Below are 21,155 nucleotides of genomic sequence, written 5' to 3'. Positions count from 1 at the left end.
CCGTGCGAAGGGCGTTGGAGCGCATTGCCACCGGTGGCGCTTCCAAAGGCTATGTGCCGGGGCCAATGCGATACGCGCACTCGTTGCGGTAGTCGGGCACCGGCCGGGCTACAGTCGTCCGGCCTGCTTGTCGCGCAGCAGCCGTTCGTATTCGCGCTCCGACCAGTTGTTGCGGCCCGTAAAGCCGTAGGTCGTGAGGCCCTGAATGGCCAGGCCAATGCCCCAGAACAGCGTGGGCCATACCGGCCAGGGCAGGAAGTTTCGGCCGTACGAATGGGAGCCGGAGACGAACCAGATGCCCCACAGCAGCGCGTTACCGAGCAGGTACGTCACGGCATGCGACTTGAATTTGGCGCGGGCTTTGGCCATGCGCCAGAGTTGCGGGTCGCGGGCTACGGTTTCCATAACAAGTGTAGGGTTTTGGAGGGCAGATCAGTTGATTAAATGTACCGAAGCCGGTCGTATTCGGCAACCACAATATTGCCCAGGCGGTAAAGCCGCGGGCTGAACCGTCGGATTTTACCGACCAGCTGTTTTAACCCGCCGCCCGGTTTACTGCGTACCTCTGTCCATGCCTGCTTCTCTTGATTGGCGCGCTACTGCCCGCTCCTTCGGCCGCATCCTGCTCTGGCAGGGCGACATCACCCACCTCGATACCGACGCCATCGTTAACGCCGCCAATTCCTCCCTGCTCGGGGGCGGCGGGGTCGATGGCGCCATTCACCGCGCCGGCGGGCTCCAAATTCTGGAAGAGTGCCGCGCCATACGTGCCCGGCAAGGCAGTTTGCCCACCGGCCGGGCCGTGCTAACCACCGGCGGCCGCCTACCGGCGCGCTACGTTATTCACACCGTGGGCCCGGTATGGAACGGCGGCCGCAACAACGAGCCGCAGCTCCTGGCCGATTGCTACCGCCACAGCCTGCAGCTGGCCGCCGAGCAGCAGGTGCAGAGCGTGGCTTTTCCCGGCATCAGCACCGGTATTTACGGCTACCCCAAGCCCGAGGCCGTGCGCATTGCCGTGCGCGAGGCGCAGCAGTTTCTGGCCGCACACCCCAGGCCGGAAACCATTGTGTTCGTGGCTTTCGATGAGGAGAGTTACCGGCTGTACGAGCAGGAACTGGCTACGTAAATCGACGCTTATGCTGCCCAGCGCCACTCTTCGGGATGACGGCGCAGGTAGGCGGCCACTTCGTAAATCAGGCCGGCGTGGCCGGTATCGAGCAGCACGGTGTGGGCCGCGCCCAACGAGGCAATGAAGGCTTGCAGTCCGGTATGCGGAATGACTTTGTCGTGCTTGCCGAGGAAAAATGTAACCGGCGTGGGTTGCTGGTTTAGCGTGGCGGTTAAGCGGCGCAGATCAAACGTGAGCAGGCGGAAGTTGGTCCAGCTGCGGTACACGCGCAGGCGCTTTTCGCGGCTATCGAGTTGCCACTGGGCAAAGCGCACCAAGCCGTAATCGACGATGCGGCGCTCGGCCAGCCGGTCGATAAAGCGCAGCAGGCGTTGCGGGCGCAACACGGCACGGCCCAGCACGCCGCGCATCCAGGGCGGGTACGTGGCCAGCGAATACCAGAACTGGGTTTTGATGCCGTCGGGGGCAATAAGCCAGAGTTGCTGCACGCGCTCGGGAAAAAGCTCAGCCAGGACAAGGGCAAACTTGGCACCCATGCTAAAAGCCAGCAGCCCGAAGTGACTGATGTTGTTGTCCACTAAAAACTGTTCCATCAGCTCGCCCAGACGCGGCTTGCGCAGGGGCGCATCGGCTTTGGCCAGCTGGCTGCGGCCGTGGTAAAACAGGTCAAAGGTGTAGAGCGTCACCTGGTCGCCAATCTGGTTCACCAAGGTACGCCAGTGACTTTCGCTCTGCCCGTAGCCGTGAAAAGCCAGCAGCACCCGCGGCCCACGGCCGTATACCTGGTAATGCAGCTTGGTTGAGCCCGAGGTAACGAACATGTTCAGGTGACAGGTGACAGGTGACAGGTGACAGGTGACAGGTGACAGGTGACAGGGTTTACTCTTGCCCACTGCACGCGGTTACAGCCTACCTCAAATTGCCAGCTTGTTACGTGTCTCCTAATTACAGCCGCGCCACGCCGCCCGACACCACGAATTTCATAACCTGCGAGCTGGGCAAGTCGATGTGGATGACGCTGTCCTTGGGCACCAGCAGCAACTCGCCCGAGAAGTTATAGGAGTCGGGGAAATACACGGCCGTGAGGTCGGTGCGGTTAATGCCCTCCATCGACTCTTGGGTGACGAAGCCCAGCTTGTAGCACTCGGTGCCGGCAAACACCTTCACCAGCACGGGCGCGTTAAACTTCTGCTCTTCGCCCAGTAAGGCATCGAAGATGTCCTTGATGCTGGAGTAGATAATGTTAACTACCGGAAGGCGGTTGAGAATACGCTCGCCCAGCACAATGAACGGGCGCACCTGCGTGCCGATGTAGCCCATGAGCGTAAGCAGCCCTATTACCACCGCCAGGCCCAGGCCGGGGTAGCCCTCGATGTCAAAAATGTCGTTCAGCCAGTTGAAAACGCCCAGCAGCAGGTACAACGTGATGGTCACGGGCGCCAGAATGAGCAGGCCGCGCAGGAAATAGCCAATTATCTTTTTCATGGCCGGAATACAAAATCGCCCGGCCGAATCGGCCGGGCGGGCAAGCTATTAAAAGAAGCGTACGGATGCACTACGCGGGCACAGCCGCGCCTATTTCCTGAATGCGGTCGGCCACGCGCTGCATCAGCCACATGGGCGTGCTGGTGGCTCCGCAGATGCCCACCGACTGCGCACCCTCGAACCACGCCTCGCTCAGCTCCTGCTCGTTTTCCACGAAGTAGCTGCGCGGGTTGGTTTGGTTTACTACCGAAAACAGCGCCTTGCCGTTGGAGCTCTTGCGTCCGCTCACGAACACAATCACGTCGTGCTCCACAGCAAACTTGCGCAGCTGCGGCTCGCGGTTCGATACCTGCCGGCAAATGGAGTCGTTGGCGTCGAAGCTCTCCACGGTGCCGCCGGCCGCCGCAATGCGCTCCTCAATGAGCTGCTTCATGTGGTAAAAACCGGCGGTACTCTTGGTGGTCTGGCTGAAGAGGGTAACCGGCCGCGTGAAGTCCACCTGGTCCAGGTCGGCCTCGTTCATCACAATAATGGCGCGGTTACCGGTTTGGCCCGTCAGGCCGGCTACTTCGGCGTGGCCGGGCTGGCCGTAAATCACAATCTGGCCGTCCTGGCGCTGGCTGGCGTCGAAAGCGTGCTTCACGCGGTTCTGCAGCTTCAGCACCACCGGGCACGAGGCGTCGATGAGGGTGAGGTTATTGCGCAGGGCCAGCTCGTAGGTTTCGGGCGGCTCGCCGTGGGCCCGAATGAGCACCTTGCAGTCGTGCAGAGCGCCCAGCTGCTCGCGGTCAATCACGCGCAGGCCCTGCTGGTGCAGGCGTTCCACCTCCATGCGGTTGTGCACGATGTCGCCCAAACAATACAGCTCCGCGCTGTTACCCAGCTCGTCTTCTGCCATTTGAATGGCGTATTCCACGCCGAAACAATACCCGGAGTTCTTATCGATGGAGACGTTCATTCTTACAAAGTTCGAAAAAAGACAGCAGGCAATTACTACGCCGAACTAGCTACACTGCCACGAAAATGTTAGCTCGTCGGGATGCTGAGCGCAATAGGTTAAGTACGCAGTTCCCACGTCGCCGAACACAAAGTCCAGGTTTTCCTCCGACTCCAGCTGAAACACTAGGGTGTGGGGCCGCTCGCACACGCGGCAGGTGGAGTATTCGGGAAACTGCACCCAATCGGGCCAGCCGCCGAGCTTGTCGCGGCTGCGGCCGTTGCGGAACCACGGGTAATCAACCGCGTCATCGTCATCGGTAAAATCGGGAGGCAGCTGTCCGTTCGCCTCGTCCCATTCGTCGCTGGTTGGCTCCTGGGTTTCGGCCTGCCACCCGGTAATGGTATTGGGCGCCAGTACGGCAGTACGTACCGTGGAATAAGTTGGGTAGCGCGGGGCCACGGGCAACACCCGAGCCAGGGCGGAGCCGTCTTGTGTGAAGGCGAGGCAGCTTTTCTGCCGGCAGCCGAACAGCTGCAGCAGTCCCGCAGAGCCTTCTTTTGCCAGCGGAGCTCCTGTGGGTAAGCTGCCTGTATCAAGCTGCAGAAACAAGGGCATAACGGCCCCGCAGGTCTGGCAGCAGGGCCATGTTTCGCCGGCCGCTAAGCTAGGCGTCCCGCCAAAACGGTTGGGGTTGGTATCCGACTGCCCCGCCTGGGTAAGCGGCAGCCAGAGTGGCCGGCGCGCGGCTTCGCGCCAGGCCAAAATGTCGGCCCGGCTTACTACATGTCCCGGTTTTCCTTTTTCAGCCACGGCAGCCGGTTTCTCCGCCCAGCGCTTCAGCCAGCCCCACATACCGGTTTTTTAGCCGAGGTCGGCCACGCGCAACGCATCCACCAGCACCGACGACACTCGCTCCAGCACAAAGTCCACCTGCTCGTCGATGGTGATGTGCGAGGTATCGAGCAGCACGGCATCGGAGGCGCGGCGCAACGGGCTTTCAGCCCGCGTGGAGTCGATGTAGTCGCGCTTCTGCAGGTTCTGGATAATGTCGTCGAGCGACACGTCTTCGCCTTTCACGGCCAGCTCCATTTGGCGGCGCATGGCGCGAGTGTGCACGTCGGCGGTCATAAATACCTTCACCTCGGCGTCGGGAAACACGGTGGTGCCAATGTCGCGTCCGTCCATTACCACACCGCGCTTGCGACCCATGCGCTGCTGCTGGCGCACCATGGCGTGGCGCACGGCCGGAATAACCGATACCTCGCTCACTGAGTTCGAAATGCGCATCTGCCGGATGTCGTCCTCGCGGATGACGCCGTCGAGGCACAACTCGTTGCGCCCCGTCCGGCGGTTCCGTTTAAAGCTGATTTGCAGCTCGTGCAGGGCTTCCTCCACGCGCGGCACGTCTTCAAAGGAAATGTCGTGCTCGAGCAGGTAAAGCGTAACACCGCGGTACATGGCCCCGGTGTCAATGTATGCATAGCCTAATTCGGCGGCAACGGCCTTGGCCGTGGTGCTTTTACCGCAGGAAGAGTAGCCGTCGATGGCTATGACGATGTTTTTCATGTAGCGTGCGGTCGGCGGAAGGCCGGCGGGAGCGGCACGGGAATCCACGTCTTGCGCGGCGCGGGCTGCTGCTTCAGGCGGTCGGGCACCGAGAGGTAAAACCCATCCACCGATTCAGCTAGCCCGTGCGTGAGCTGACGGTCCACGTGCACGAACGGCCGCACAAAGGTATGCGCTCCGAGCTGTACGCCCACCAAACCCGACTCATTGGTTTCCCAACGGCCTCCATACGTGCGAATTATACATTCGCCTAAAAAGCAACCCAGCGCATTTACCACGCCCTCGCGGGCCGCGGGCTCAATGCCGTGGCGTTGTTGTTCAATGAAATCCATGAGTGCCCGCACGGCAACAGCGTCGAAGGCAGGTACGTTGAGTTGTTGCCGCACGGCTTCGGCGGCAGTCCGAAGTTCTTCCATTACAAGAAGAAGTAAGAAAAAAGAAAGATTAAGCAACCCGCATCAGGTTGACAACGTAGTTACAAAATTTTTGCTGGAAACGCTAAAAACCACGCAAAAAAAGCCTCGGCGCGCGAGTGCAGCACCGAGGCTTTTTTTGACTTATTCAAACAATTTATTTCCGCCAGCTACTAAATCCAGCCTTTCTTCTTGGGTGGCTCGGCCAGCCGAGCAGGCATGGACTCAAAGAAGCCCACCACCGATTCGTCGAGGCCTTTTTCCAGCTGCATGGCCACGCGAAAAAACGGGTTAAAGAACAAGTCTCCTCGTACGCCCACGCCCGTTGTCCCGTCGGGGGCCGAGGCCCATTCGCCTTTGAACTGCTGCACCAGGCATTCCCCGAAGAAAGCGCCCAGGGCCACTACTACGCCTTGGGTCGTCTCTTTGGTGAGTAGCGGGCGTTGCTCTTCGATAAAGGTTTCGAGGCGTCGTACGGCGGCTTCGTCGAAATTATTAACCTGAAGCTGCTGCCGTACGGCTTCGGCGGCCTGGCGGAGTTGGGCGAGAGGGTTTTCGTGGGGCATGGGTGTGGTCGATAAATCAGGGGCAGGCGCTGGGCACTAAGTACGCTTTAGCAAGATAAGGACTTAAAGGCACCGGCGCAGGCCGCTATCCGGCGGAGCAAGGTCAATAGCATCATGCTCTTCTGGTAGCACTGGCTACATCAGCGGCTCGCCTCGCTGCGTTGCTGCCACTCGATGTATTCGTGCAGCACCAACGGTATTTCGCGCAAATCGAATTTCCGGCTCTCCATTCGGGCTTCCACCTCCGGACATTGGCCCAGCAGCGGGCGCAAGAACTTTTGCAAAGGCTTTACCCCTAAAGGAAGGTTACCAACGCGGCCGTCAGGTAGGCGCAGGAGCAGGCGGCTAGGCTGGATGCCGAATGGCAGTGTCAGCCGATCCCCCTGCAGTTGGTAAAGCAGGTAGCCGTGGCGGCTATACAATACGCGCACTGGTTGTTGAGCCAAACGACGCCCCGTTGCCAAATCATTTCCGCTCACCACTTCAAATGTATCGCGCACAATAACGACTCGCTGCACTTCGGTCAGGTGAAACCGTATTTCGGCCGAACCGTTGTGGGGTTCGACCCACAACTTGGAGGGTGTAATAGAAAGTGTGCCCTGGCCGCGCCGCCCGTTCGACAATACGTAAGAACCTTCGCCTCTGGCATACATGCGTTGCGTGACCCATTCGTTCCCATTCATCCAAAGGATTTTCTCTGTGGTCTTTATGGGTATCTGGGGGTCGTATAACCGCCGTGGCAGGGGTGGCGGGGGTGGTGTAACAGGCAAATCTGCTGACTGGGCAAAGACTTGACCGATGCTGAGCACCCACAACAAGCCTACACTAGCCAAACGGGAAAGAGCCATTTGGAGAAAGCCCAACAGGTTCGGGTCAGACGCGAGAGTTGCAATTTGCTTCATTGTGTGAGGCCCTGATAGGCCCCTCCTGTTAGTATCAATCAAGCGTTGTCGTAAAGAACCTGCTCGGAGAGTTGCTCTAAAGCAGAATGATTTAACCAGACCATTGATGGTCAGCCGTGACCAGGATGGTAACGTTGATAGCGGTGCAGGTTAAGGCCATGGCAAGGCCAGCTTGCGCGGCGGCAGTTATTGACAGGCTACATAGAAGCAAGGCTACACCCAAAGCACGCCGCAGCGGTAACTCAACAAGCAGTAAAAGCTAATCGTATCAAAAAGAAAAATTGAACCAGGAATTGGGCACTGATTTAGTGACTGTCGCAGGGGCAGGGCGTTTTGCCGCCCTTGGCTTTACGCTTGAAAGCGGCCGTTTTCTTTTGCTGGGTAGTACGGCGGGCGCAACTGGTAAGAGCCGGCACGCTGGTAGCCAGTACAATCAGCGCCAGCCACAGGGTAAGGGTCTGCTTCACAATTCGGGGATTTAAACAAATATAAAGTTCTTTACCCCCCCGCTGGTTTCATGCCGTCGGCTTTTCTTTTCGTCCTCTCCTCCCTCATGCCTACCGAATTCAGTCTCCGCGCCAACGTCATCGACCTATTTGCCAGCACCATACGGCCCGCTACCATCCGGGTGGCTGAGGGCCGAATAGCTGCTATTACCTACGAAGGCGACGCACCCGATACCGCCCTGCCCTATGCCCTCCCCGGCTTCGTAGACGCCCACGTACATGTGGAAAGCTCGCTGCTGGTGCCCGCCGAGTTTGCCCGCCTGGCGGTGGTACACGGCACCGTGGCTACCGTTTCCGATCCGCACGAAATCGGTAACGTGTTGGGCGTGGCCGGCGTGGAGTTTATGCTCGACAACGCCCGCCAGTCGCCGTTCCACTTCTGTTTCGGCGCGCCGTCGTGCGTGCCCGCCACGGTGTTTGAAACGGCTGGCGCCGTGATTAGCGCCGAGGACATTGAACAGCTGTTTCAGAACCCTAAAATTGGCTACCTGGCCGAAATGATGAACTGGCCCGGCGTGCTGCACAACGACCCGGACGTGCTGCGTAAAATTGCCTTGGCCCGACAGTACAACCGCCCCATCGACGGACACGCGCCCGGTCTGCGCGGCGACGACGCCCGCCGTTACGCGGCCGCCGGCATGAGTACCGACCACGAATGCTTTACCGCCGAAGAAGCCCTGGATAAGCTGGCTGTGGGCATGCACATCCTCATCCGCGAAGGCTCGGCGGCCCGCAACTTCGAAGCGCTGGTGGATTTACTGCCCGAGCACGCCAGCCACATCATGTTTTGCTCCGACGACAAACACCCCGATTCGCTCGTGCTCAGCCACATCGACGCCCTGGTGCGCCGGGCCCTGGAACGTGGCATCGACTTATTCAAGGTGTTGCGCGCCGCCTGCCTAAACCCCGTACAGCATTACCGCCTCGATGTGGGCTTGCTGCGCGAAGGTGACCCGGCCGATTTCATCGTGGTGAACAACATACAGGACTTTCGGGTGCAGCAAACCTACCTGCGCGGCGAGCTGGTAGCCGAAAATGGCCAGGCGTTACTGCCGCCCGGCCGTAACGAGGCGCCCAATAACTTTCATGCCCAGCCCGTGAAGGCTGCCGATTTCCGACTTGCCGCTCCCGATACCTCGGCTAACCCGGTTTCCGTGCGCGCCATTCGCTGTTACGACGGCCAGTTGATTACCGAAGCCGAGCCCGCCGCCGTGCCGGTGCAGAACGGTAACCTGGTAGCGGACGTGCCCAACGACGTACTCAAGCTCACCGTGGTGAACCGCTACGAGACCGGCGCCGCGCCCGCCGTGGCGTTTATCCGCGGCTTTGGGCTGCAGCGTGGCGCCCTGGCCAGCAGCGTCGGCCACGATTCCCACAACATCACCGCCGTGGGCTGCGACGACGAAGCCATTGCCCGCGCCGTGAACTTGGTAATTGAAGCGAAAGGCGGGTTGGCCGCCGTGGGTGCCAACGGCGAGGAAATCTTACTACCCCTCCCCGTAGCCGGCCTGATGTCGGACGGTGAGGGGTATGCCGTGGCCGAAGCCTACACGGCCGTGGATCAGCTGGCCAAGCAGCTAGGCAGCACGTTGGCCGCCCCGTTCATGACATTGTCGTTTATGGCCCTGCTGGTTATTCCCAGCCTCAAGCTCAGCGACAAAGGGCTGTTCGACGGGGAGAAATTCGAGTTTGTACCGGTGCTGCTGTAGAACTCGCAACCAAATCATTTGAGCATAAAAAAGCCGCTTCGGACGCATCCGAAGCGGCTTTTTCTATTTAGGAAATACGTTCTAATTAGCCAGCGCGAAGCGCTTTTGCAGCAGGCGCTGCATTTTTTCTTCCGTTAGGGGCTTAGCCAAATATTCTACGCCTTCGTACTGCGCCACGCGGGTGGTGTCGGCCGAGTGCATGGAAGTGGTAAGCACGGCCATAACGGTTTTTTCACGCTGCTCGGGAGCCAGGCGGTTGTATTGGTTCAGGAACTCAAAACCATCCATGCCAGGCATTTTCAGATCCACGAACACCAACTCAGGTGCATCGGAGTCGGAACCGGACTGCTTGCCCCAGAAGTGCGCGAAAGCCTGCTCGGCATTAGTGAACGAAAGAACGTTTTCGGCCAGCTCCAACCGCTGCAACAAGCGGTTATTCAGGAAACTGGTGGTTTCGTTGTCGTCGATGAGGACGACCTTTTGCAGTTTACGTGCCATAAGCTTATGCCGAATAAGGTGAACGATACCGGCCACGGCGGCAGTCGGCCTAATAAGCTTAAAGGTACGCAATTTATTCCAGCCAGCCCTGTTCGCGCATCCAGTCGTCGTTGTATATTTTTCCGAGGTAGCGCGTTCCGTGGTCTGGCAGCACAATCACCATGGTGTCGCCGTCCTTCAGGTTTTCTTTGGCGTACTCCAAGGCGCCGTATACTGCTGATCCACACGACCAGCCCACGAACAAACCCTCTTCTTTGGCCAAACGGCGCGTCATTACGGCCGCATCTTTGTCGGTTACCTTGATAAAGAGGTCAATGAGGTCGAAATCAACATTTTTCGGTAGGATGTCTTCGCCAATTCCCTCGGTCTTGTAAGGGTAGATTTCGTTCTCGTCGAAAATACCGGTCTCTTTGTACTTTTTAAATACCGAACCATAAGTATCGAGGCCAATGCTGACGATGTTGGGGTTCTGCTCCTTTAGGTACTTGGCGGTGCCGCAAATGGTGCCGCCGGTGCCCACGCCGCAGGCGTAGTGGGTAATGGTGCCTTCGGTTTGCTTCCACAGCTCCGGGCCGGTGCCTTCGTAGTGGGCCGCGGTGTTCGAGAGGTTGTCGTACTGGTTGGGGTAGAACGAGTTCGGGGTTTCCTGGCTCAGGCGCTTGGCCACCGAGTAATACGAGCGGGGGTCTTCGGGGGCTACGTCGACGGGGCATACCACTACCTGGGCACCCACGGCGCGCAGAATGTCCTGCTTTTCCTTGCTCTGCTTGTCGCTCATCACGAAGATGCACTTGTAGCCTTTGGCAATGGCGGCCAGCGCGAGGCCCATGCCGGTGTTGCCAGAAGTGCCCTCGATGATAGTGCCACCAGGCTTCAGCAGGCCCGCCTTTTCAGCGTCCTCCACCATGCGAATGGCCATGCGGTCTTTCACCGAGTTGCCGGGGTTGAAGTACTCCACTTTGGCCAAAATGGTGCCTGGAATGCCAGCAGCTACGCTGTTCAGCTTCACCAGCGGCGTGTTGCCGATGGCTTCAATGATGTTATTGAGGTACATGAAGGGAGGTTTGGGAAAGCGCAAAGGTACGGTTTTGGCAAAGTTGCCGACGCATCTACCTGCACTTGTCTTGGAACCGAAGCAACTGCCAGTGCCGGAATACGCCAACAACAGCCTGCGTGTGATGGTGCCCGAGGGCAGGAATGATTTCGAGGCTGCCGGACTTCGCACGAATGGAAGTTACTTAAAGCCACAAACGAGCCAACTGGGTTGTTTACGGGACCATAGAAAAGCGCCCCAACCAAGTAGGACGGGGCGCTTTTGGTGCAAATTGAAGGACCTTGCGTGCGCAACTATTGCCGCACAAAACGTTTCACTACTGCTCCTTCGCTGGTGTTCAAGCGCAAGCTGTACACCCCGCTGGGCAGAGCGGATAAGTTCAGGGTTTCGTGCAGAGCGCCTTGCTTTGGCTGCAGTTCAAAGGTGCGCACCACCTGCCCAATGTTGCTGATGAGCTCGGCTTTTATAGGTGCGGAGGAACGCAGCCCCGTCAGGCTGAAGGTCGCGTGTTCAACTGCCGGGTTGGGGTATAGCGTAGCCGAGGCCGCCAGGTCTTGGTTGCGGGCGGCGGTAATAATGGCTTGGAAGTCGCTGTAGTTGGTGCGCTCAACGTTGACAAACGCCGGTGCCGTTTGATTGCGCACCTGCGTTATCTCGCGCAGAATGCGGTCATTGGCGCCGTAAGAAATAAGGGTGCGTCGCTCTTCGTCCAGTTCCCAGGCGGTACCATCCCAGCTCTCTTCGCGCGAGCCGACTTGGTTGCCGGGGCCGTCGAACGTGATGGTTTCCCGGAACGTGTTGGTCCACGTGTTATTCTCCTTTTCCTGACTTACTGTAACAATGCTGGTGGAGCTATGCGTGAGGGCATGGCGGAACTCAACCCAGCGGGCATCTGCCGTATTCCATAGCTGCTCATCGTAGGATGCCAGCCGCCGCTGTGCCCAATCAGCCCACACTATATTGAGCGTACGTTCTTTCTCTACATAGGCGCCGTTATCCCAATCTTGCTCGCTTACGGCCGTGTACTGACCATTGGAAATGGTGTAAACCGTCCGATTCACCTTGGAAAAGATGGGTGCTTGTGCCACTTTAACTTCCTGCTCAACCTGTTGAATCAAGCTTCCGCTGCGCGAAATGACGTAGCGAAAAGCCATTGAGTTTACCCAAGTACCGCTCACCCAATCCTCGATTGCATAACCGGTGATGTCGCCGAAACCATCGTATGAAATAATGTAGCGGTTTAGGTTGGCCCAAGCACCATTGCTCCAGCTAGCAGACAGGTACTGGGTTGGACGGCCCTGACCGTCGTAAGAATAGGAAACCCGGAGCGAAGGAACGCTGGTGCTCGAATCGGAAACGATCTGCTGATTGGGCAAGCCCTGCGCATTGTAGGAGGTAACCGTTTTCAGGGCCGACGACCTGTCCCAGGCACCGTTTTCCCATTCGTACTGAACGGTTGTGCCGGGCTTGTGAATGGTGGCACTGGTACGTGCAGCCAATTGGCCGCTGGTTTTTGAAATGCCATAGTGAGGCGGAGCAGGGGCGGCAGGCACACGGGAAGTTTGGGCCTGAATACTTACCGTTGTTGCAACGAACAGAACCGCCGCTAGTAGATGCCGGAACATGATCATAAGAAAGGAAAAAGAGAAGGTTGAGTGACCGGGTACCCCAGCGAATGAGACGTCAATACTGCCTCGTAGTACCCGCCGCGGGATGCCGCAAAATTCCATACCGCATGCTCAACGCACAATCACACAAGCATGTGGTAATCAGCCTGCCTGCCACCTGAAGCCGTTTTTGTTTTCTTTTGCGCATCCTGCACGTACTTATGAGCTTGCCGAGAAAGCGCAAAGTCCACGCGAGGTTCTCATCGGCGCGTTCAACATTTGAATGGAAAGCCCATTGCTTTGCCGCCTGCAATTGTTACCGCAGCTTGTGGAGCAGGCGCCGCCTTGCAAAGCAACCTTGCCCCGCCGCCCGAAAAGGCTACCTTTGCGGCCGTGCCGCTGCGTGCAGCACACTCCCACCGATATTTCCTCCCAACCTACCCCACATGAGCGTACTGGTCAATAAGGACTCGAAAGTGATTGTGCAGGGCTTTACGGGCTCCGAAGGCTCGTTTCATGCCCAGCAAATGATGGACTACGGCACCAACGTGGTGGGCGGCGTGACTCCCGGCAAGGGCGGTCAGCAGCACCTCGGCAAGCCCGTGTTCAACACCGTAGCCGACGCCGTTAACGAAACCGGCGCCGACACCAGCATCATTTTCGTGCCCCCGGCTTACGCCGCCGACGCCATTATGGAGGCTGCCGACGCCGGCATTAAGGTTATCGTAACCATCACCGAAGGCATTCCTACCAAGGACATGATTGCGGTGAAGGAGTACCTGAAGGGCCGTGAGGGCCTGCGCATGATCGGCCCGAACTGCCCCGGCGTAATGACGGCTGGTGAGTGCAAAGTGGGCATCATGCCCGGCTTCATTTTCCAGAAAGGCAAAATCGGCATCGTTTCCAAGTCGGGTACCCTGACCTACGAAGCCGTTGACCAGCTCACCAAAGCCGGCCTGGGCCAAACCACGGCCATCGGCATCGGCGGCGACCCCATCATCGGCACCACCACCAAAGAAGCGGTGGAAATGCTGATGAACGACCCCGAGACGGAAGGCATCGTGATGATCGGTGAAATTGGCGGCGGCATGGAAGCCGAAGCCGCGCGCTGGATCAAGGAAACCGGCAACAAGAAACCCGTGGTAGGCTTCATTGCCGGCCAAACGGCGCCTCCCGGCCGCCGCATGGGTCACGCCGGTGCCATCGTAGGCGGCGCCGACGACACGGCTGCCGCCAAAATGGCCATCATGCGCGAGTGCGGCATCCACGTGGTGGACTCGCCAGCCGAAATCGGCGACACCATGCTTCGCGTGCTGAAAGGCAACAAGGTAACGGCGTAAGTAAGCTCACGCGCTTTTTGAATTTCTTATCAGCGGCCTCTCCCTCAGGGGAGAGGCCGCTGATTTTTTAAATCTTTGTTTTTATATATTAGAGAAATACAACCACATTTGCTGCTGCTAGCCCGCGGGAACCGAAAAGCGGCAAAATAGAGTAGGTAAATTCTCCTTTTATTTTATAATGAAAAATAAAGTTCGCGCCCTTCTCTTGGGCACGGTGTTGGTTGTGGCTGGGGTATCTTTCAAGGCTTACGCTCAAGGTGAAGAACCAATTGAAGAACGTCCCGCTTTCGGATGGGGGGCTTGGTCTTGCGGAGTTTGTGTAGATGGGATGAAAATCTGTCATCGGTCGCGTTATTTCGCATTTATAGGCTATTCATCCGAAACAATGGAGCAGACCTGTTACGGAGACGAATAATTAAAACTGAGGGGCTTTGTGAAAGCCCCTCAGTTTTTTCGATATTTCATACAATGAGTAGATTACTCTATTTTCTGACCTTGTTTTCGGTCTTTTTTTGGTCCCTACCAGCAAAGTCTCAATCCTTTTATGAAATACTGGTATTGGATGCGGCGGAACGACGCCCCCTCGCCGGTGTATCTATCAACGCTGAAGCACCTTCCACTCAGGCAATAACTGGTTCCGACGGACGTGTCCGCGTGCCGCGTCCGCAAGCGTTTACCGCTTCGCATATTGGTTACGGTACCGTCCGCATCGTTGCTTCATCAGCCGAAGGAGTTGTGGACTCCGTTTTGTTAATTCCGCAAAGCATCATCTTACCGGATATTGTGGTTGCCCGTGGCAACGTAGCAGCCCCATTTTCGCTGCTGTCGGGTGAGCCGGTACGCAACCGCATGATTGTGGCAACTCAGCGGGTAGATGCTGTGGCTTTTACAGAAGCCCGATTTCGGGTGCCTTCGCAACTACGGCAAGTGCGTCTACACCTTGTTAATGATCGGGAAATCAGCCAAGGCACTCTTTTTCTACGTGTTTCTACTTTGACAGCCACTGGCGCACCTGCCGATGACAACCTGCTTCCTCGACCCGTGGAGGTGAAAGCGCATCAAATGCAACGCACAAAAAAAGGGGTTTTAACACTCGATCTGAGCGCCGAAAACGTGGAAGTTCCGGCCGCTGGGTTTGCAGTTGTTTTGTCCTTCACTCCATCGCAGCCTGACGAAGTTGCGGTGTCCCGGCAGGACCTACTGAACCAAGAGAAAATGATGGAGTTGGTGTCGATAAACACCGGTAATCGACGCAAAGTGGCATACGACGCCTTCCCCATGTTGGCCAGTGTTAAGTCCAGAGCTACTTTCTGCAAATTTTGGCGCTATAACAACAAGGCAGGTGCTTGGCAGCTTCACTCGGCCGCAAGCATGGTGCCTGCGGTTGAAGCCGTTATGGAAAACTAGTAGCAACATGTATTAGGCAACAAAGTAACAGCGTAAGCTCACGCGCTTCAACGCTTTTAAAAGCCCCGACTCGTAAGAGCCGGGGCTTTTTCTTTGCCCTCCTCATCTGGGCCGCAATGCGTAGACGACGCCCAAGCCAATCAGTAACCCACTTCCCCGGTTGAACTGCGCTCGGTATGCAATATCAGAATAAGGCTCAGGAGTACTTCGGCCCGGCTCGCAGAACGAATAAGCCACGCTGGTTTGCAGTTGCCAATGGCTTTGAGCGACAGGGCCGTCGAGGCCATATCGGATAAATCCATACAATTCATGGCGCAGCTGATTTTCGAGCGGCAGTTCGTAGCGGGTTTGATTACCCGACCGGTCTTGGGCACTCAATTGAGAAAAAACAGCTTGCGTAAGCTGATATCCAAATCCCATTCCGGCCCACCCTTTTTGGTACGCAACCCCTAATTGACCAAAATTTCTGCGGTAGCGGGCTTCGTATGCATTACTGAATGCTAGGATAATCCCAAACTCTGACACTGTTCGCTCGACATAAGCTTGCCCCGTACCAGCAGCCAGTTGAATGTTCCAGTTTGGATTCAATGGCAAATAGGTCCCCACCCCAAACTCATACTGAAGGGTGCGGTAATTATCCTGTTGACGGTCCTTTCTGGTGGGTAAACTAGGACGTCCTGTGGCAGCGGCCATGACCAGCAAATGATTTAGGGGGGAATACGCTGCTTTCACTTCCACTCGACCAGTGGCTTGGATTTGCGCAAGAGCTTCTCCTTCACCCTTTGCGCGAATAAGCGTGGCATGCGGCTGCATGGGCGTGTACACCGTACAGGAATGACATGCCAACGCGAGGCTGCCCATGAGTACTTGCTTGCTTAAAAAGGAGTGCGTTGCCATTGCCCGTGAGATAAAATCTTAGTTGAGCATTAAAGCACGGGGAATGACATAGCCTTAGCAACTAAAAAAACTCATTTATTGGACTTTACAAACCGGACATTCATAAAAAATAATGTTAGGAAAAACGCTAATTATATAGCCTAAACGGCAATAGCACCATACCTAAAAAGGACATTAAAAGCACTGTAAACTTCACGCCTAATAAGTTCATGTTACTCATATAGCGCGGTGGCCTTGTCTAGGAGGCTGTTAAGAAGTGTTAGTAATGTGCTGGCGGAACCCCTTATTTCGGTCTTGTTCAGCGGACCCTTCACAGAAGCGGCCAGCACTTCCACCCAGCCGTGGCTCGGCGCACCTCGGCTACCGATGACAACCACACCTGGCTGTATAACGTCGCCCTGGCAAAAGGCCGCTGGATTAGTCAGCGGCAGCACCACCAAGAAATGCGCAATCGGCTGCCGAATGCGGAGTTTCAGCCCTCCACGTACGACCTGGAGCTGGAGGTAGAGGAGCTGTAATACACCCAGGGACGCCCATCCACTTCCGTAAAATCCACTGCGTACGGCAACTCGTTTCTGCCAAACCGACTGGCGTTTGTGCTCTTTCCGCCGGTATTAGCGTACTACTGCAATCCTCTGTGCTCTTACAGGTTTTGTATGTCGACTTACACCATTGCGCTAACGTTGCTGGGCCTGGCCATTCTGGGCGTGGCCTGGCTGCCGTCGTTGCTGGAGAAATACCCGCTTTCGTATCCTATTCTGTACATCGCTCTAGGCATGGGCGTGTACGCGCTGCCGCTCGATTTACCAACGCCTGATCCGCTGCAGTACCCCAAACTGGTCACCCACCTCTCGGAACTGTGCGTGATTGTGGCCCTAACCGGCACGGGCCTGAAAATCGACCGCGTGTTTTCGTGGCGGCGCTGGCTCCCGCCGTTGCTCTTGGTGCTGGTACTGATGATAATTACCATTGGCGGACTGGCTTGGGGCGGCTGGTTGGCGGGCCTGAGCTTAGCCAGCGCCGTGCTGCTGGCCGCTTCCCTGGCCCCCACCGACCCCGTACTGGCGGGCGATGTGCAGGTGGGCGACCCTGGCGAAGGCCGCGAAGACAACGTGCGTTTCAGCCTTACCGGCGAGGCGGGCCTTAACGATGGCCTGGCCTTCCCCTTCGTGTACCTGGCTTTGGCGCTGCTGCCGGCTAGTACGTCTATTTCGGCCCGACTGCAAGAATGGGTATGGTACGACGTGCTGTATCGCACGGTGGCGGGTTTGGTAGTGGGGTGGCTGGCGGGTAAGCTGCTGGCGCTGCTTATTTTTCACCTCCCCAAACGCGTCAGCATAAAAACGGGCGCTTATGGCTTTGTGGCCCTGGCTGTTACGCTGCTCTCGTACGGCGCTACCGAGCTGGTACACGGCTACGGCTTCTTGGCCGTGTTTATTGCCGCCACCACCCTGCGCAGCTACGAGCGGAAACACGAGTACCACAAGCAAATGCACGCCTTCACCGATCAAATGGAACGGTTGCTCATTGTGGTCATTCTCATTTTGCTGGGCGGCGCCATCATGCACGGGCTGCTTTCCCCGCTTACCTGGACCGATGCCGCGCTGGGCCTGGGGCTCATTTTTGTGCTGCGGCCTTTAGGAGGCATGTTCACGCTGTCCTTCGTGCCAAACATTACCTGGTCCGAGCGGGCTATTATCTCGTTTTTCGGCATCCGCGGCATCGGTTCCATCTTTTACCTGGCCTTTGCCCTTACCAAAGGTGACTTTGATGACCCACGCCGGCTCTGGGCCATTTTAGGCTTTACCATGGTGGTTTCCATTATCGTACACGGCATTTTGGCCACCCCAATTATGAACTGGCTGGACCGGCGCCACGGCCGGCCCATAGCGGAAGAAGTTGCGGAGCAAAGCCGGGAAGAAGAAAAACGGGCCGAAGAGGCCGCCAGGCTCAACCGCCCGCAGCCCATGGAGGAAGCGTGATGCATTCTTCACCGAGAAGCAACCACGCTGTTCCCCGTTAAGAAGCGCCATTTACAGCGCGCCCGGCAGGACTGCACCCACGCTACTCCTCGCCTCTACCGTCGCCGCCCAGGTTAAGAATGAACCCGAAGCTGAACACGGAGTTGCCGGCCGTGAGGTATTTGCGGTTTTTCAGGCCGAAGTTCCAGCCGCTCATGAATTGCAGCTTAAGCGGCCCGTAAATGCCAATGCGGGTGTAGCTCACGGGCTCGAAAAAGATGTTGTCTTCGCCCGGCGTACGCACACCGTTCAGGCGAAAATCGGTCATGTTCAGGTAGCTCAGCCGCAGGGCTGCCCCGTAACGAATGGGCCAGTCGCGGCCCAGCACGCGGTACGACTCCTTGTCTTTTTTGGTGTAGTTCACCTGCAGAAAGTATTTCTCGAGCTTGGATTCCTGCAGCTCCGCAGGCCGGTCGCCGCGGGCGAATTCCTGCAGCTTGGCACTGCCCAAACCAGCCCCGGCGTATACCTCCAGAATGCGGCTTTGCGAGGCGCCAAAGCGCGTGAAGTAGCCTGCGCCCACCTCGCCTATGTTCTGTTCGATGTAGCGCTTCTTGGACTTGTTCTGCAACGCCGAGCCGGTGGCAATTAGTCCCACATGCTCGCCGGGCGCATAAGCGCCCTGCACGGTGAAATTTTCTTTGAGGTTGGCGTGCAAACCGCCGCTGAATTCGCCCTTCTGCGTAAGCATGGGCGCGGCGGCGGGTGGCGGGTAATACAGCGACGAGCAGCTGGCCAGCAACGGCAACAGCACAAGCGGAAAAAGGCGTTTGAAGGTCATGCGAACGGGTTCCGGGTTGGGCTGACAACGACAGACAGGCAGTTTCGTTGTATTAAGCTCCTCTACTGCCGCCGGCCTTTCGGCCCCAAGTACGCGCATTATGCCCAAAACCACTTCCTACGATGCCCTCATCATCGGTTCGGGCCAGGCCGGAAACCCACTGGCTACTGCCCTTGCCGACGCCGGGCGCCGGGTGGTTTTAGTGGAATCGTTTCAGTTGGGCGGCTCCTGTATCAACTACGGCTGCGTGCCCACCAAAACCCTGCTGGCCTCGGCCGAACGGACCCACGCCGTGCGCACAGCAGCCGAATACGGCGTGCGCACCCACGCGCCCACGGTCGACATGGCTGCCGTTATCGAGCGCAAGGATGCATTGCTGCGGAAACTGCGCGCCGGTATTCGCAGCAACCTCACGGTGGAGCGCCCCGGCATTACGCTGCTGCAGGGCCACGCCCGCTTTACGGGGCCGCGTTCGGTGCAGGTTGCCTTAGCCAGTGGCGAAACCACGGCCCTGACCGCGCCCCTTATTTTCATTAACACCGGCACACGCCCGGCTATGCCGCAACTCGACGGGCTAAACGAAACGCCCTACCTCACCACCGACCAGCTGCTGGACCTGAAAGAGCTACCCGCGCACCTGCTCATTATTGGCGGAGGCTACATCGGCCTGGAGTTCGGGCAAATGTACCGGCGCTTCGGCAGCCAGGTAACCATTGTGGAATCGGGCGGGCAGGTGCTCGACCGGGAGGATGCCGACGTTAGCAAGGCCTTGCAAGCGGCGCTGGCCAACGAAGGCATCGAGTTCGTACTGAATGCCCGAACGCGGCGCGTTAGCCGGAACCAGGCCGGGGAGTTGACCCTGACCGTGGACACCCGCACCGGCGAGCGGCGCCTGCGCGGCACGCATCTGCTGCTGGCCACCGGGCGCACGCCCAACACGGACGACCTCGGTTTGGACGCCGCCGGCATTAAAACCGATGAGCACGGCTACATACAGGTGAACGAGCGGCTGAAAACCGGCGTGCGCGGCGTGTACGCCCTGGGCGACGTGCACGGTGGCCCGCAGTTCACCCACATCAGCTACGACGATTACCGCGTGGTGCGCGACGCGCTGCTGCGCAACAAGCGCCGCTCGGCCAAAGACCGTCCGCTGCCCTACGCGGTGTTTACCGAGCCACAGTTGGGCCGCATTGGCCTTTCCGAAACCCAGGCCCAAGAGCAGAACATTCCCTACCGAGTGGCCAAGCTCCCGGTCAGCACCATTGGACGGGCGCAGCAAACGGGGCTGGCCGCGGGGTTCTGGAAAATATTGGTGGGCGAAGACGACCGGCTGCTGGGCGCCGCTATCCTCGGCCCCGAAGGCGGCGACGTTATGGCCGTACTGCAAGTGTCTATGGTCGGTCGCCTCAAATACCAGCAGCTGCAGGAGATGGTGTGGGCCCACCCCACCTGGGCCGAGGCGCTGAACAACGTGTTTGCGCGGCTGAAGTAGGCCACGGGCGTCATTGAAATGATTTCCTTAACAGGTGGGGGCGCACTACCAGACCCATTCCAATCATCAAAGTATTGGCCGCTAAGTACCGTTGCTCTTCACGCTGCAGCCCCAAGCGCATATTTGCATTGGGTGACGAGAACCCCAGCGTGGCGTGTCCCTGCCAAGCCCGCCGCCCGAACCGCAGAAACAGCGCCGGCTCAAAATACTCCGTGGCCTGCCCACCAACCGGGCCTCCGTTACGGGTTAAGCGTCGTACATCAAGCCAAGTTTGCCGAACCAACAAGCCGCCACTCACGCCTTCGCCTAAGAAAGCCAGACACAGTTGCCCGCTGTAAGGCCGATAAGCGGCACGGTACTCGGTAAGCACTTGGCCGGGTAGGGTGTCCAAAGCACTGTAGCCATTGTAGCTTACACGGCTAGCAGCTATGCCGTAACTGCCCAGCACCGACAGGTACAGCGCTTTGCCTACCATCGTGTAAAGCCCGCCTCCAAGGCTGGTAGTGTAACGCGTTCGATAAGGATTGTCTGTGCGGCTGTGGAGACCAAACGAGCCAGCCCCGGTAAGCACCACATGCTTGAGCGGGGAATAAGCAAGGTCCATTCCAAGCTTGGAGAAACCATTCATGTTCCCTTGTACTTCGCTTTGGCCACGATCTTGCACCAAAGGGAGCACGGGCAGCTCAGGCGAGTAAACAGCACAACTGCTAACCCCACTTGCCAGCGCCACTAAAACGAATACAAAGATTTGACGCATGGTTCATCAGCAGACGGTGGAAAAGACAGTATCAAGCAAGCTTGTGCGAGGTTCTGGTCCAGAGCACTATTCAGTACCCGCT

At 57.8% G+C, this 21,155-nt stretch carries 22 protein-coding genes and 1 pseudogene; 7 read left to right on the top strand and 16 right to left on the bottom strand.

Going from position 1 to position 21,155, the window contains the following annotated elements; translation table 11 throughout:
* Positions 1–108: 108 nt before the first annotated feature.
* Complete coding sequence (locus tag ABD903_RS00865) at positions 109–405, bottom strand: 2TM domain-containing protein (protein ID WP_345220501.1); 297 nt, start codon at positions 403–405, stop codon at positions 109–111.
* Positions 406–571: 166 nt separating this feature from the next.
* Between ABD903_RS00865 and ABD903_RS00860 the strand changes: the two genes are divergently transcribed.
* Entirely contained in the window at positions 572–1,129 is a 558-nt protein-coding gene (locus ABD903_RS00860) for an O-acetyl-ADP-ribose deacetylase (RefSeq protein ID WP_345220499.1), read from the top strand.
* A gap of 8 nt (positions 1,130–1,137) precedes the next feature.
* Here the strand turns inward: ABD903_RS00860 and ABD903_RS00855 are convergent, their stop codons facing one another.
* The 9 genes from ABD903_RS00855 to ABD903_RS00815 all read right to left on the bottom strand — a co-directional run bounded on the left by ABD903_RS00855 (position 1,138) and on the right by ABD903_RS00815 (position 7,471).
* Positions 1,138–1,953, bottom strand: coding sequence for an alpha/beta fold hydrolase (locus ABD903_RS00855; protein WP_345220497.1), 816 nt, complete (start codon positions 1,951–1,953; stop codon positions 1,138–1,140).
* Positions 1,954–2,077: 124 nt separating this feature from the next.
* Entirely contained in the window at positions 2,078–2,617 is a 540-nt protein-coding gene (locus ABD903_RS00850) for a DUF502 domain-containing protein (protein WP_345220495.1), read from the bottom strand.
* A gap of 70 nt (positions 2,618–2,687) precedes the next feature.
* Entirely contained in the window at positions 2,688–3,575 is an 888-nt protein-coding gene (locus ABD903_RS00845; protein ID WP_345220493.1) for a 4-hydroxy-3-methylbut-2-enyl diphosphate reductase, read from the bottom strand.
* A gap of 45 nt (positions 3,576–3,620) precedes the next feature.
* Complete coding sequence (locus ABD903_RS00840; protein WP_345220492.1) at positions 3,621–4,367, bottom strand: DUF1963 domain-containing protein; 747 nt, start codon at positions 4,365–4,367, stop codon at positions 3,621–3,623.
* Between the two features lie 51 nt (positions 4,368–4,418).
* Positions 4,419–5,123, bottom strand: coding sequence for a (d)CMP kinase (gene cmk / locus ABD903_RS00835; protein WP_345220490.1), 705 nt, complete (start codon positions 5,121–5,123; stop codon positions 4,419–4,421).
* The gene (locus ABD903_RS00830) at positions 5,120–5,539 is read right to left on the bottom strand and encodes a hypothetical protein (protein ID WP_345220488.1); all 420 of its coding nucleotides are present in this window, start codon (positions 5,537–5,539) and stop codon (positions 5,120–5,122) included. Before ABD903_RS00830 ends, cmk begins: the two co-directional genes overlap by 4 nt.
* Before the next feature lie 170 nt (positions 5,540–5,709).
* A complete protein-coding gene (locus ABD903_RS00825; protein WP_345220486.1) occupies positions 5,710–6,102 on the bottom strand; it encodes a hypothetical protein in 393 nt (130 codons plus the stop codon).
* 140 nt (positions 6,103–6,242) lie between these two features.
* Complete coding sequence (locus tag ABD903_RS00820) at positions 6,243–7,004, bottom strand: hypothetical protein (protein ID WP_345220484.1); 762 nt, start codon at positions 7,002–7,004, stop codon at positions 6,243–6,245.
* Between the two features lie 305 nt (positions 7,005–7,309).
* Positions 7,310–7,471, bottom strand: coding sequence for a hypothetical protein (locus ABD903_RS00815; RefSeq protein WP_345220483.1), 162 nt, complete (start codon positions 7,469–7,471; stop codon positions 7,310–7,312).
* An 86-nt stretch (positions 7,472–7,557) separates the two neighbouring features.
* On the opposite strand from ABD903_RS00815, the gene ade reads away from it, so the two are divergent.
* Complete coding sequence (ade, locus tag ABD903_RS00810; protein ID WP_345220481.1) at positions 7,558–9,219, top strand: adenine deaminase; 1,662 nt, start codon at positions 7,558–7,560, stop codon at positions 9,217–9,219.
* An 81-nt stretch (positions 9,220–9,300) separates the two neighbouring features.
* Here the strand turns inward: ade and ABD903_RS00805 are convergent, their stop codons facing one another.
* The 3 genes and pseudogenes from ABD903_RS00805 to ABD903_RS00795 all read right to left on the bottom strand — a co-directional run bounded on the left by ABD903_RS00805 (position 9,301) and on the right by ABD903_RS00795 (position 12,402).
* Positions 9,301–9,717, bottom strand: coding sequence for a response regulator (locus ABD903_RS00805; RefSeq protein ID WP_345220479.1), 417 nt, complete (start codon positions 9,715–9,717; stop codon positions 9,301–9,303).
* A gap of 76 nt (positions 9,718–9,793) precedes the next feature.
* Positions 9,794–10,771 (bottom strand): annotated as a pseudogene (locus ABD903_RS00800) (PLP-dependent cysteine synthase family protein); the annotation flags it as partial.
* A gap of 293 nt (positions 10,772–11,064) precedes the next feature.
* Positions 11,065–12,402: a T9SS type A sorting domain-containing protein gene (locus ABD903_RS00795; protein ID WP_345220478.1), complete on the bottom strand. Its 1,338-nt coding sequence runs from the start codon at positions 12,400–12,402 to the stop codon at positions 11,065–11,067.
* 422 nt (positions 12,403–12,824) lie between these two features.
* On the opposite strand from ABD903_RS00795, the gene sucD reads away from it, so the two are divergent.
* Together sucD and ABD903_RS00785 are read left to right on the top strand one after the other, a co-directional pair.
* Positions 12,825–13,718, top strand: coding sequence for a succinate--CoA ligase subunit alpha (gene sucD / locus ABD903_RS00790; RefSeq protein WP_345220476.1), 894 nt, complete (start codon positions 12,825–12,827; stop codon positions 13,716–13,718).
* Between the two features lie 468 nt (positions 13,719–14,186).
* On the top strand, positions 14,187–15,125 hold the full coding sequence (locus ABD903_RS00785; protein WP_345220474.1) for a peptidase associated/transthyretin-like domain-containing protein: 939 nt from the start codon (positions 14,187–14,189) through the stop codon (positions 15,123–15,125).
* A gap of 102 nt (positions 15,126–15,227) precedes the next feature.
* Here the strand turns inward: ABD903_RS00785 and ABD903_RS00780 are convergent, their stop codons facing one another.
* Entirely contained in the window at positions 15,228–16,022 is a 795-nt protein-coding gene (locus tag ABD903_RS00780; protein ID WP_345220473.1) for a hypothetical protein, read from the bottom strand.
* A gap of 341 nt (positions 16,023–16,363) precedes the next feature.
* Here ABD903_RS00780 and ABD903_RS00775 point away from each other — a divergent pair, with 341 nt between their 5' ends.
* Together ABD903_RS00775 and ABD903_RS00770 are read left to right on the top strand one after the other, a co-directional pair.
* On the top strand, positions 16,364–16,540 hold the full coding sequence (locus ABD903_RS00775; protein WP_345220471.1) for a hypothetical protein: 177 nt from the start codon (positions 16,364–16,366) through the stop codon (positions 16,538–16,540).
* Positions 16,541–16,678: 138 nt separating this feature from the next.
* A complete protein-coding gene (locus ABD903_RS00770) occupies positions 16,679–18,004 on the top strand; it encodes a cation:proton antiporter (protein ID WP_345220470.1) in 1,326 nt (441 codons plus the stop codon).
* An 82-nt stretch (positions 18,005–18,086) separates the two neighbouring features.
* Here ABD903_RS00770 and ABD903_RS00765 read toward each other — a convergent pair whose 3' ends face one another.
* Positions 18,087–18,824: a hypothetical protein gene (locus ABD903_RS00765; protein WP_345220468.1), complete on the bottom strand. Its 738-nt coding sequence runs from the start codon at positions 18,822–18,824 to the stop codon at positions 18,087–18,089.
* A 100-nt stretch (positions 18,825–18,924) separates the two neighbouring features.
* Here ABD903_RS00765 and ABD903_RS00760 point away from each other — a divergent pair, with 100 nt between their 5' ends.
* On the top strand, positions 18,925–20,316 hold the full coding sequence (locus ABD903_RS00760; RefSeq protein ID WP_345220467.1) for a mercuric reductase: 1,392 nt from the start codon (positions 18,925–18,927) through the stop codon (positions 20,314–20,316).
* A gap of 10 nt (positions 20,317–20,326) precedes the next feature.
* Here ABD903_RS00760 and ABD903_RS00755 read toward each other — a convergent pair whose 3' ends face one another.
* On the bottom strand, positions 20,327–21,073 hold the full coding sequence (locus ABD903_RS00755) for a hypothetical protein (protein WP_345220465.1): 747 nt from the start codon (positions 21,071–21,073) through the stop codon (positions 20,327–20,329).
* Between the last annotated feature and the right edge of the window lie 82 nt (positions 21,074–21,155).

The sequence above is a fragment of the Hymenobacter koreensis genome (assembly GCF_039541855.1).
In the GTDB taxonomy this organism is placed as follows: domain Bacteria; phylum Bacteroidota; class Bacteroidia; order Cytophagales; family Hymenobacteraceae; genus Solirubrum; species Solirubrum koreensis.
The sequence above is the reverse complement of the archived record's forward strand: the minus strand, read 5'-3'. Positions and strand labels throughout refer to the sequence as shown.

What these genes read in the sequence shown, in the direction of transcription:
- ABD903_RS00830 (WP_345220488.1), bottom strand. Translation starts at nt 5,539, where the DNA reads ATGGAAGAACTTCGGACTGCCGCCGAAGCCGTGCGGCAACAACTCAAC.
- ABD903_RS00820 (WP_345220484.1), bottom strand. Translation starts at nt 7,004, where the DNA reads ATGAAGCAAATTGCAACTCTCGCGTCTGACCCGAACCTGTTGGGCTTT.
- ABD903_RS00765 (WP_345220468.1), bottom strand. Translation starts at nt 18,824, where the DNA reads ATGACCTTCAAACGCCTTTTTCCGCTTGTGCTGTTGCCGTTGCTGGCC.
- sucD (WP_345220476.1), top strand. Translation starts at nt 12,825, where the DNA reads ATGAGCGTACTGGTCAATAAGGACTCGAAAGTGATTGTGCAGGGCTTT.
- ade (WP_345220481.1), top strand. Translation starts at nt 7,558, where the DNA reads ATGCCTACCGAATTCAGTCTCCGCGCCAACGTCATCGACCTATTTGCC.
- ABD903_RS00780 (WP_345220473.1), bottom strand. Translation starts at nt 16,022, where the DNA reads ATGGCAACGCACTCCTTTTTAAGCAAGCAAGTACTCATGGGCAGCCTC.
- cmk (WP_345220490.1), bottom strand. Translation starts at nt 5,123, where the DNA reads ATGAAAAACATCGTCATAGCCATCGACGGCTACTCTTCCTGCGGTAAA.
- ABD903_RS00860 (WP_345220499.1), top strand. Translation starts at nt 572, where the DNA reads ATGCCTGCTTCTCTTGATTGGCGCGCTACTGCCCGCTCCTTCGGCCGC.
- ABD903_RS00755 (WP_345220465.1), bottom strand. Translation starts at nt 21,073, where the DNA reads ATGCGTCAAATCTTTGTATTCGTTTTAGTGGCGCTGGCAAGTGGGGTT.
- ABD903_RS00845 (WP_345220493.1), bottom strand. Translation starts at nt 3,575, where the DNA reads ATGAACGTCTCCATCGATAAGAACTCCGGGTATTGTTTCGGCGTGGAA.
- ABD903_RS00850 (WP_345220495.1), bottom strand. Translation starts at nt 2,617, where the DNA reads ATGAAAAAGATAATTGGCTATTTCCTGCGCGGCCTGCTCATTCTGGCG.
- ABD903_RS00855 (WP_345220497.1), bottom strand. Translation starts at nt 1,953, where the DNA reads ATGTTCGTTACCTCGGGCTCAACCAAGCTGCATTACCAGGTATACGGC.
- ABD903_RS00805 (WP_345220479.1), bottom strand. Translation starts at nt 9,717, where the DNA reads ATGGCACGTAAACTGCAAAAGGTCGTCCTCATCGACGACAACGAAACC.
- ABD903_RS00770 (WP_345220470.1), top strand. Translation starts at nt 16,679, where the DNA reads ATGTCGACTTACACCATTGCGCTAACGTTGCTGGGCCTGGCCATTCTG.
- ABD903_RS00865 (WP_345220501.1), bottom strand. Translation starts at nt 405, where the DNA reads ATGGAAACCGTAGCCCGCGACCCGCAACTCTGGCGCATGGCCAAAGCC.
- ABD903_RS00795 (WP_345220478.1), bottom strand. Translation starts at nt 12,402, where the DNA reads ATGATCATGTTCCGGCATCTACTAGCGGCGGTTCTGTTCGTTGCAACA.
- ABD903_RS00785 (WP_345220474.1), top strand. Translation starts at nt 14,187, where the DNA reads ATGAGTAGATTACTCTATTTTCTGACCTTGTTTTCGGTCTTTTTTTGG.
- ABD903_RS00760 (WP_345220467.1), top strand. Translation starts at nt 18,925, where the DNA reads ATGCCCAAAACCACTTCCTACGATGCCCTCATCATCGGTTCGGGCCAG.
- ABD903_RS00825 (WP_345220486.1), bottom strand. Translation starts at nt 6,102, where the DNA reads ATGCCCCACGAAAACCCTCTCGCCCAACTCCGCCAGGCCGCCGAAGCC.